Origin of the sequence: Aeromicrobium sp. REDSEA-S32_B7, assembly GCF_001626145.1 — a bacterium.
Taxonomy (GTDB): Bacteria; Actinomycetota; Actinomycetes; order Propionibacteriales; family Nocardioidaceae; genus Aeromicrobium; species Aeromicrobium erythreum.
In genome coordinates, this window is record NZ_LUNF01000105.1 from 1 (window position 1) to 10,049 (window position 10,049).

Genomic DNA, 10,049 nt, shown 5'->3' on the forward strand with positions numbered 1-10,049 from the left:
GATCAGGATGATGCGGGTGATCTCCTTGGCCTGCAGCGCCTGGACGGCCTTGGCCATCGCGAGGTAGGTCTTGCCCGTACCGGCCGGGCCGATGCCGAAGACGATCGTGTTCTGGTCGATCGCGTCGACGTACTTCTTCTGGTTCAGCGTCTTCGGCCGGATGGTGCGGCCCCGGTTGCTGAGGATGTTGAGGCTGAGCACCTCGGCCGGGCGCTCCTGCGTCTCGGTGCGCAGCATGCCGATGGAGCGCTCGACGGTCTCGGCGGTGAGTCCCTGGCCCGTGCGCACGATGGCGACGAGCTCGTCGAGCAGCCGCTCGACGAGCGCGACCTCGGCCGGGGCGCCGGTGACGGTCAGCTGGTTGCCCCGCGCGTGGACCGCCGCGTCGAACGCGTCCTCGACGATGCGCAGGTACTCGTCGCCCGGTCCGTAGAGGGAGACGGTGTCGATGCTGGTCGGGACGGTGAACGTGTGGGGACGCTGGTCCCCGGGAGAATCAGGAGTCATGTGTGCCCCCATGGTACGGGGGTGCGCCGACACGTCGACAGCGCCGGACCGCGGCGCCCGTGCGCTCAGCCCGGCGGCCAGCCGAGCGAGCGCCCGGCGAGCACGTGCCCGTGGCAGTGGAACACCGTCTGGTGCGCGTCGGCACCGGTGTTGAAGACGAGCCGGTAGGAGCCGCCCGCCTCGTCGGCGACGCGGCGGGCCAGGCGCAGCAGGCCCACGGCCGCCTCCGGCTCGGCCTCGGCCAGGCTGCCGACATCGGGCTGGTGGACACGCGGGATGACGAGCACGTGCGTGGGTGCCTGCGGGCTGATGTCGCGGAACGCCACGGCGTGCTCGTCCTGCGCGACGACGTCGGCGGGCACCTCGCCCTCGACGATCTTGCAGAACAGGCAGTCGGCGCTGGGGCTCATGGTCCCTTCCTACCGCACCCGGCGGCCCGCGACGAGGCCGCCACTCAGCGGAAGGCGTCCTTGATGCGGCCGAAGACGCTGCCGCGGTGGGTGCTGCCGAGCTGCGCCTCGGGACGCTCCTCGTCGCGCAGGGCGGCCAGCTGCTTCAGCAGGTCGCGCTGCGCGTCGTCGAGCTCGTCCGGGGTCTGCACGACGATCTCGACGACGAGGTCGCCGCGACCCGGTCCCCGCAGGCGCGGCACGCCCTGGCCGCGCAGCGTGAGCGTCTCGCCCGACTGGATGCCGGCCGGCACCTCGAGCCCGACGACCTCCGGGCCGTCCTCGTCGGCCAGGTCGGCCTCGAGGGTCGGCAGGTCGACGTGCGTGCCGAGCGCAGCGGCCGTCATGGGCAGCGTCACCTGGCAGCGCAGCTGGTCGCCCTTGCGGGTGAAGACGGGGTGGCGAGCCACCTCGACCTCGATGTAGAGGTCGCCCGCCGGACCCCCGCCCGGGCCGACCTCCCCCTCGCCGGCGAGCTGGATGCGGGTGCCCTGGTCGACGCCGGCCGGGATCGAGACCGTGATCGAGCGGCGCGAGCGGACGCGGCCGTCGCCGTGGCACTCGTGGCAGGGGTCCTGGATGACGGTGCCGAACCCGTGGCAGGTCGGGCACGGGCGGGCCGTGCGGACGCTGCCGAGCGGCGTGCGCTGGACCTGCTGCACCTCGCCGTGGCCGTGGCACGTGCCGCAGGTGACCGTCGCCGAGTCGTCCTCGGCGCCGCTGCCCGAGCAGCGCTCGCAGACCACGGCGGTGTCGACCTTGATCTCGCGCGTGACGCCGAACGCAGCCTCGGCGAGGTCGACCTGCAGACGCAGCAGCGCGTCCTGCCCCCGCTGCACGCGCGAGCGCGGACCACGGCTGCTGCTGCCACCACCGCCGAAGAAGGCGTCCATGATGTCGTCGAAGCTGAACCCGGCGCCTCCGCCGAAGCCGCCCGCGCCGCCCCCGCCGCCGAGCGGGTTGCCGCCGCGGTCGTACACGGCACGCTTCTGGGGGTCCGACAGCACCTCGTACGCGGTGGTGACCTCCTTGAAGCGGTCGGCGGCGTCGGGGGCGTCGTTCACGTCGGGGTGCAGCTGGCGCGCCAGCTTGCGGTACGCCTTCTTCATCTCCTCGGGCGTCGCCGACCGGGAGACGCCGAGCAGCGCGTAGTAGTCCTGTGCCATACGTCCTTCGTCCTGTTCAGCCGTCCGCGAGCTGTCGCCCGACGTAGCGGGCGACCGCGCCGACGGCGGCCATGGTTCCGGGGTAGTCCATGCGGGTGGGTCCGAGCGTGCCGAGCATCGCCAGCGCCTGCTCGGAGGTGCCGTACGCCGACGAGACGACCGCCGTGCCGGGCAGTCCCTCGGTCCCGGTCTCCAGACCGATGCGCACGGTGGGGTCGGTGGTGGCCTCGCCGAGCAGCTTCAGCAGCACGACCTGCTCCTCCAGCGCCTCCAGCACGGGGCGGATGGAGGTGTCGAAGTCGCGACCGAAGCGCGCGAGGTTCGCGGTGCCGCCGACGGCGACGCGCTCGTCGCTGCGCTCGTCGGAGAACACGTGGGTGAGCGTCGTGACCACGGAGGTCACGAGGGGGCGGTCGGCGGGCGCGAACGTGCCGATCACGTCGGCGAGGCGCAGCGACGCCTCGGGCAGGCGCTGGCCCACCGCCGCCGTCATGATGCGCGAGCGGACGTCGGACAGCAGACCGTCGCCCGGCGTGGCCTCGAGCTCGACGATGCGCTGCTCGACGCGACCGCTGCTGGTGATGACGACCACGAGCACGCGGGCGCCCTCGAGCGCCACGACCTCGACGTGACGCACCGTGGAGCGGGTCAGCGACGGGTACTGCACGATCGCGACCTGGTTGGTGAGCTGGGCGAGCACCTTGACGCTGCGCTGCACGACGTCGTCGACGTCGACGGCGCCGCCCAGGAACGTCTCGATCGCGCGACGCTCGGGCGACGTGAGCGCCTTGACCTGCGAGAGCCGGTCGACGAACAGCCGGTACCCCTTGTCGGTGGGCACGCGACCCGCGCTCGTGTGGGGCTGGGCGATGAGGCCCTCCTCCTCCAGCACGGCCATGTCGTTGCGGATGGTGGCCGGCGAGACGCCGAGCTGGTGACGCTCGACGAGGGCGCGGGAGCCGACCGGCTCCTGGGTCTCGACGTAGTCCTCGACGATGGCGCGCAGGACCTCCAGGCGACGGTCCTCGGACGGGAGACGACGGTCCTCCGGCACGGCGCTCTCCTCCTCTGGGACGGTCTCGGCTGGACGGTGCGTGGCTCGGGTGCGACGACGCCGGACGGCCTCGGGCGCGCACGGCGCAGACGGGGTCCGTCGGCGCGGCGTGGCGCTTTGGCACTCACCAGGCGCAAGTGCCAGTCTAGCGCCGTGGGAGCAATCGGGAGCGAGGGTGAGGTCGTCTCGGTCGCGGGTCGCTCGCGCACCCTGACGTACCGGCCGCGCCGGGTGACGCTCTCCGACGGCACGTTCCTCCTGCACGAGTCGCGCGGCGGCACGCTGAGCTCGGTGTGGGCCGCCGACCTCGGCGACCTCTTCGTCGAGGTGGTGCACCTGGGGCACGGCCCCGTCGGCGGCGAGCTGGTGCTCGTCGTCCCCGACGGCGACACCGTGGCCCTCGGCGACCTCGTCCCGCCCCTCGACGTCGTGCCGAGCACCGCGCAGCCCAGCTGGGCGCAGGCCGTCGACCTCGCCGTCGGGCTGACCCGCTCGTCCACGCGGATCCTCACGAGCAGCGGCGAGATCGGCCGCGACGACCTCGAGGCGTTCCACCAGACCTTGCTGGGCGTGCTCCATGGCTGAGACCCGAGGGTGGGGTCGCTACGGCGACGACGTGCTCGCCGGCGACTGGAAGGCGCCCCCGCGCGGGCGCTCGACCGAGGTGCCCGCCGAGCTCGGGATGGTCGTCGAGGAGGTCACGACGGGCTGGTGCGGCGAGGTGGTGCGTGTCGAGCGCGACCTCGGCACCGTGGCCCTGGAGGACCGGCGCCTCAAGATCAAGGTCTTCCCCCTCGGACCGGGCTTCCTGCTCGAGGGCAGGCCGGTGGTGCTGGTCGCCCCGTCCGGCGCCGCCCCGCGGCAGCCCGCCCGCACGGCGTCGGGATCGCGTGCGGTGGCCGGGCAGCGGGCGCGCGTGGCCCTGCCGAGCCGGATCCTCGTGGAGGGCAAGCACGACGCCGAGCTGGTCGAGAAGGTCTGGGGCGACGACCTGCGTGTCGAGGGCGTCGCCGTGGAGATGCTGCACGGCGTCGACGACCTGGTGGGCGTGGTCGACGACTTCGACCCAGGCCCCGACCGCCGGCTCGGGATCCTGGTGGACCACCTCGTGCCCGGCTCGAAGGAGTCGCGCATCGCGGCCAGGCTGTCCGGCCGACCCCACGTGCTCGTCGTCGGCCACCCGTACGTCGACGTCTGGCAGGCCGTGAAGCCCGCCCGGCTCGGCGTCGCCGCGTGGCCGGTCGTCCCGCGCCACCTGGAGTGGAAGCGCGGGGTGTGCGCCGCGTTCGGCTGGCCGCACGCCGAGCAGGCCGACGTGGCCCGCGCGTGGCAGCACATCCTCTCCCGGGTCGACTCCTGGACCGACCTGGAGCCGGAGTTCCTCGGTCGCGTCGAGGAGCTCATCGACTTCGTCACCGCCCCGTAACGGGCGGCTCCTCGCCGTACCGTCGGTGCCTGGGCAGCGAGACGGCCCGGGACCAGGTGGTCCCGGGCCGTCGCGCCTCCCTCAGTCCTGCAGCACCGACTGCACCGTCGGCACGGTCGGGGTCGGTGCCGGGGTGGGCGTGAGCCACTCCGTCCGCGGCAGCACGCGTCCGAGCACGTTGCCGTCCTCGACGAGGTCGAGGCTCGCGTCACCGAGCAGCGTGTCCTTGCCCCGCGTGCGCTCGGTGTTGTGCGCGTACAGGTAGGCCCGCACCGGTCCCCTCGTCTGCACGGTGCGCCGCCACGTGAACTTGTAGTAGGCGGTGCTGAACGAGAACGTCTCGACGGGTCGCACCCCGTTCGCCGCGTCGAGCGGTGCGCCGAGCGCCACGGTGTAGTCGACGTCCTTGCCCCACCGGTCGGGCTCGCTGGCCATGCCGCTGACCGACACCTTGCCGTCCTCGGACCTCATCGACTCGAGCAGCCCCGACGGCGAGCCGTCCGACGTCGGGTAGCGGACGAAGCCCGACGGCCACGCCGAGCCGCGGCGCACGACGCGCCACATGAACGTGCCGTTCATGTTGTCCTCCGAGACCACGATCGACCCGTCGGCGCGGACCCGCTCGACGATCGCGACGTGGCCCTTCTCCCCGGAGTAGCCCTTGTAGGCGTCCCACCAGGCGACGTCGCCGCGACGCGGGGCGTAGCTGCGCACCGGGACGCCGGCCGCCCGGGCCGCCCGGCCCCACGTGCGGGCCGCGTCGGTACCCGGCGGGCGTGCCACCAGACGGTTCTTCGTCAGCCGGTAGGCGACGTAGTTCGTGCAGTTGCGGCCCGGCGTCTGGTTCCAGAAGGACGTCGACCGGACGGAGCCGTAGCCACCGTCGCTGTACCCCTTCGCCTTGCACTGCGTGTAGCTCGTGCAGAGCACGGTCCTCGCCGCGTCCGCCGATGTCGGTATACCAAAAATGGCCAATCCGATGAGCATGCTGATCACCGTTGGCCAATGCGCGATGCGCATTGCTCCCTCGCCAACTCCCCCGAGTTGCTGTTTTTCCCACGTGAACCGTAAGTCCTCGACGAAGGTCCTGCATCGCGAATGACTAAAGTCCCGAAAAGTGAGAGGAACCTCCGCTATGGGGTCAGCTGTCGGACGACGGCGTCGGCGAGCAGCCGGCCCTCCAGGGTGAGCACGAGCCGCTCGTCGCCGAGCAGCAGGCCGCGGTCGCGCAGGTCGGGCACCTCCGCCCGTCCGGCGGCGTCGAGGGCGTCGAGGGCCAGGCCCTCGCGCAGGCGCAGCTCGAGCATCACCTGCTCCAGCCGGCGGCCGGCCGCGTCGACGACCTCGCTGCCCGCCTCGACCGACTCGCCGCGCTCGAGCCGCTGCGCGTAGGCCGCAGGGTGCTTGACGTTCCACCAGCGTCGCCCGGCCAGGTGCGAGTGCGCGCCGGGGCCGACGCCCCACCAGTCCGCCCCGTGCCAGTAGAGCAGGTTGTGGCGGCAGCGGGCGTCGGCGTCACGGGCCCAGTTCGACAGCTCGTACCACCCGAGCCCGGCCTCGGACAGGACCGCATCGGCGAGCAGGTACTTGTCGGCCGTCTCGTCGTCGTCGGGCATGACCACCTCGCCGCGGCGGACCTTGCGGGCGAAGGCCGTCCCGTCCTCGACGATGAGGGCGTACGCGGACACGTGGTCGGGCTCGAGCGCGACCGTGGCGTCGAGCGTGGTGCGCCAGTCGTCGACGGACTCCCCCGGCGTGCCGTAGATCAGGTCGACGCTGACCTGCTCGAAGCCGGCCTCGCGCGCCCAGCGGACCGCCTGCGGCACCCGTGCGGGGTCGTGGGTGCGGTCGAGCGTCGCCAGCACGTGCGGGACCGCCGACTGCATGCCGAAGGAGATCCGCGTGAAGCCGCCCTCGCGCAGCCGGGCGAGCGACGCGGGTGTGACGCTGTCGGGGTTGGCCTCCGTCGTCACCTCGGCGTCGGGGGCCAGCCCGAGGTGCTCGTCGAGCGCGCGGAGCACCCGGACGAGGTCGTCGGCGGGCAGCTGCGTCGGCGTGCCGCCGCCGAAGAACACGGTCTCGACGGGCCGGCGTCCGAGCACCTCGGCGGCGCGACGCACCTCGGCGATCGCCGACGACGCGTAGGTGGCGCGGGTGGCACCCTCGCCGAGCTCGTCGGCCGTGTAGGTGTTGAAGTCGCAGTAGCCGCACCGCACGGAGCAGAACGGCACGTGCACGTACATGCCGAGGGGCCGGTCACCCTCGGTGACCGGCCCCTCGGCGTACGACTGCACCGCTCAAGCGTAGAAGGAGTCCAGCAGGTCCTTGTGGTTGGCCTCCACGACCGCGCGCTTGACCTTCATGCTCGGCGTCAGCTCGCCGGACTCGACCGAGAGGTCGTGGTCGAGGATCTCCCACTTCTTGATGGTCTCCCAGCGGTTGAGGCGCTGGTTGAGCTCCTCGACCTGCTCGGAGACGATCGCGTGGATCTCGGGCGACTTCACGACCTCGGCGTAGGACTTGCCCTGCATGCCGTGGGCCTCGGCCCACTCGGCCACCGCGTCGGGGTCGAGGGTGATGAGCGCCGAGCAGAAGTTGCGCTCGTTGCCGTGCACGATGATCTGCGACGTCATCGAGCTGATGCCCTTGAAGACGCCCTCGATGTGCGGCGGGGCGACGTACTTGCCCCCGGAGGTCTTGAAGAGCTCCTTCTTGCGGCCGGTGATGAAGAGGAACCCGTCCTCGTCGACGCGACCCTCGTCGCCCGTGTGCAGCCAGCCGTCGTCGGTGACGGTGGTGGCGCTCTCGGACTCGAGGTTGTGGTAGCCACGCATGACGCCGGGACCCTTGATCAGGATCTCGCGGTCGTCGGCGACGCGGACCTCGGTGCCCGGCATGACCAGGCCGACCGAGCCGAGCTTGAACGCGTCGGGGTGGTTCACGAAGGAGCCCGCGCTGGTCTCGGTGAGGCCGTAGCCCTCGAGGATGAGCACGCCCGCGGCGTGGAACCACTCGGCGATGTCGGGCGACAGGGCCGCGGCGCCGGAGATGAAGAAGCGGACCCGCCCACCGAACCGGGCGCGCACCTTGGAGAAGACGAGCTTGTCGGCAACGGCGTGCTTGGCCTTCAGCGCGGGCGAGACCGGCTTGCCGGCCCGGACGGCGCGCGAGTGCTCGAGGCCGACCTTCTCCGCCCAGCGGAAGATCTTGAGCTTCGCGCCACCCTCCTCCTCGGTCATGTTGATGATGCGGCCGTAGGCCTTCTCGAAGATGCGCGGCGCCGCGCCCATGAAGGTCGGCTTCACGATGGCGAGGTTCTCGACGATCTTCGGCACGCGACCGTCGATCGCGGCGGCGAAGCCGATCTGCAGTTGCGTCGTGAGCAGCACCTTGCCGAAGGAGTGCGCCATCGGCAGCCAGCGGAACTCGAGGTCGTCGGGCGTCAGGAAGCCGCCGGCGGCGATGGCCGCACCCTCGTAGGTCCACCCGTCGTGGGCGAGGCGGACGCCCTTCGGGCGGCCCGTGGTGCCGGAGGTGTAGATGAGGGTCGCAAGGTCGTCGCGGCTGATGGCGGCGACGCGGTCCGTCACGGCGGTGGGGTTCGAGGCCAGGTGCTCCGAGCCCAGGGCCTCGAGGTCGTCGAGGGAGATGATCCAGTCGCCGTCGGTGAGGGTGCTGGCGAACGTGACGACCTTGACGACGTCGGGCAGCTCGGAGCGGATCTCGAGCAGCTTCTTGACCTGCTCGTCGTCCTCGGCGAAGACGACGCGGCTGGCGGAGTCGGTGAGGATGTACTTCTCGTCGTCGACCGTCGTGGTCGGGTAGACGGTCGTCGTGGCGGCACCGGCGGCGTTGACGCCGAGGTCGGCGAAGATCCACTCGTAGCGGGTGCCGGACACGATGGCGACGCGCTCCTCCGGCTGCACGCCGAGCGCGACGAGGCCGGCGGCGATGCGGTCGACCTGCTCGCCGGTCTGCGCCCAGGTGAGCGAGTGCCAGGTCTCGTTCTCGTCGGGGAAGCGGTACGCCTCCCGGTTCGGCGAGGCAGCGACACGGTCGTAGAACATCGTCGCCACGTTCGGCGCGCGGTCCTCGACGATCTTGAGCTGCTCGGGCGTTGCGGTCTGCGGCATGGGTGTCCTCACACGACGTTCCGGGGGAATGTGGTGCCGCTCACCATAACCTACCCGCCGGTCACTCCCGGAGGGCCCGATCGATCGGTTGCGCCGCTCATCCATCGGACGACCGGACCTCCTGAGGACCCGTCGCCCGGCCTGCAACCCGAGGCGTCCGCGGCGGCGTCGGCGTGCTTCCGCCCGCCGTCGGCAGCCTCGCCGCACCGTGCCGGATCGCGGACACGATGGGATCGTGGACCCATGGCGGAACGGGTGGACGTGGTGATCGTCGGAGCAGGACTCGCGGGGCTGGCCTGCGCGACGACGCTGCAGCGGCGTGGCGTGGACGCCCGACTGCTGGAGGCCTCGGACGTGGTGGGCGGGCGCGTGGCCACCGACGTGGTCGACGGCCACCTCTGCGACGTCGGCTTCCAGCTGCTCAACCCGGCGTACCCGGCGCTGCGCGACCTGGTCGACCTCGACGCGCTCGACCTGCAGCCGTTCGCGGCCGGGGTGCGGGTCCGTCGTGGTGGCTCCGTGGCGACCCTCGGCGACCCGCGCCGCGAGCCGCGTCTGCTCGCACCCACCCTGCGCAGCGGTCTGCTGCGCCCCCGTGAGCTGGCGGCCCTGGCCCGGTGGGCGGCACCGATCCTGGGCGGCGAGGGGCACGTCCTGCGGCGGGCCGACGACACGGTGGCGGCGTCGCTCGACGCGGCCGGTGTCCGCGGCCCGCTGCGCCGGCAGGTGCTGGAGCCGTTCCTGGCCGGCGTCCTGGCCGACGACACCGGGGCCACGTCGGCCCGGTACGCACGCCTGCTGGTCCGCTGGTTCCTGCTCGGCACACCGGCGGTGCCCGGCGACGGCATGAGAGCCCTGCCCGCCCGGCTCGCGGGCGGCCTGCGTCGTCCGGCCGAGACGGGCGTCCGGGTGCTCGGCGTCGACCGTGGCGCCGAGGGCGTCACCGTCCGCACGGGGTCGGGGTCGCTCCGGGCCCGCGCCGTCGTCGTCGCGACCGACGTGCAGGACGCGGTCGGCCTGGGCGCGGTGTCCGTGGCCCCGCCGGTCGGCGGGCTGGTCACCTGGTGGTTCAGCACCCCCACCGGCATGCCCCGGGACCGGCTGCTGCTGGTCGACGGCGACCGCGGCCCCGTGGTGAACACGGCCGTCGTGTCGGCCGCCGCGCCCGGCTACGCCCCACCGGGACGCGACCTGGTGCAGGTGACCGCCCTGGCGGGCGCCGGTCTCTCCGACGCGGCGGCGCTGGCGCAGGCGGCCCGGCTGTGGGGCACCGACGTCGACGCGTGGGAGCTGCTGGTGCGCCACGACGTCGTC

At 72.6% G+C, this 10,049-nt stretch carries 10 protein-coding genes; 3 read left to right on the forward strand and 7 right to left on the reverse strand.

The window, feature by feature from the left end:
- The 4 genes from A6Q79_RS07600 to hrcA all read right to left on the reverse strand — a co-directional run.
- The coding region (locus tag A6Q79_RS07600) for a PhoH family protein (RefSeq protein WP_317697520.1) at window positions 1-507 on the reverse strand (507 nt) is incomplete at its 3' end.
- Window positions 508-572: 65 nt separating this feature from the next.
- Entirely contained in the window at window positions 573-917 is a 345-nt protein-coding gene (locus A6Q79_RS07605) for a histidine triad nucleotide-binding protein (protein WP_067858762.1), read from the reverse strand.
- 44 nt (window positions 918-961) lie between these two features.
- A complete protein-coding gene (gene dnaJ, locus A6Q79_RS07610; RefSeq protein ID WP_286691127.1) occupies window positions 962-2,122 on the reverse strand; it encodes a molecular chaperone DnaJ in 1,161 nt (386 codons plus the stop codon).
- 16 nt (window positions 2,123-2,138) lie between these two features.
- Window positions 2,139-3,176, reverse strand: a complete 1,038-nt coding sequence (gene hrcA, locus A6Q79_RS07615) for a heat-inducible transcriptional repressor HrcA (RefSeq protein ID WP_067858767.1) — start codon at window positions 3,174-3,176, stop codon at window positions 2,139-2,141.
- A 153-nt stretch (window positions 3,177-3,329) separates the two neighbouring features.
- Here hrcA and A6Q79_RS07620 point away from each other — a divergent pair, with 153 nt between their 5' ends.
- Complete coding sequence (locus A6Q79_RS07620) at window positions 3,330-3,761, forward strand: hypothetical protein (RefSeq protein WP_286691126.1); 432 nt, start codon at window positions 3,330-3,332, stop codon at window positions 3,759-3,761.
- On the forward strand, window positions 3,754-4,602 hold the full coding sequence (locus A6Q79_RS07625; RefSeq protein ID WP_067858773.1) for a DUF3097 domain-containing protein: 849 nt from the start codon (window positions 3,754-3,756) through the stop codon (window positions 4,600-4,602). Before A6Q79_RS07620 ends, A6Q79_RS07625 begins: the two co-directional genes overlap by 8 nt.
- An 81-nt stretch (window positions 4,603-4,683) precedes the next feature.
- Here the strand turns inward: A6Q79_RS07625 and A6Q79_RS07630 are convergent, their stop codons facing one another.
- The 3 genes from A6Q79_RS07630 to A6Q79_RS07640 all read right to left on the reverse strand — a co-directional run bounded on the left by A6Q79_RS07630 (window position 4,684) and on the right by A6Q79_RS07640 (window position 8,735).
- Window positions 4,684-5,589: a CHAP domain-containing protein gene (locus A6Q79_RS07630; protein ID WP_317697525.1), complete on the reverse strand. Its 906-nt coding sequence runs from the start codon at window positions 5,587-5,589 to the stop codon at window positions 4,684-4,686.
- 146 nt (window positions 5,590-5,735) lie between these two features.
- Window positions 5,736-6,845, reverse strand: coding sequence for a radical SAM family heme chaperone HemW (gene hemW, locus A6Q79_RS07635; protein WP_083516622.1), 1,110 nt, complete (start codon window positions 6,843-6,845; stop codon window positions 5,736-5,738).
- 54 nt (window positions 6,846-6,899) lie between these two features.
- Window positions 6,900-8,735: a long-chain fatty acid--CoA ligase gene (locus A6Q79_RS07640; protein WP_286691124.1), complete on the reverse strand. Its 1,836-nt coding sequence runs from the start codon at window positions 8,733-8,735 to the stop codon at window positions 6,900-6,902.
- 243 nt (window positions 8,736-8,978) lie between these two features.
- Here A6Q79_RS07640 and A6Q79_RS07645 point away from each other — a divergent pair.
- Window positions 8,979-10,049: FAD-dependent oxidoreductase (locus tag A6Q79_RS07645; RefSeq protein WP_317697528.1), on the forward strand; the 1,071-nt coding region annotated here is incomplete at its 3' end.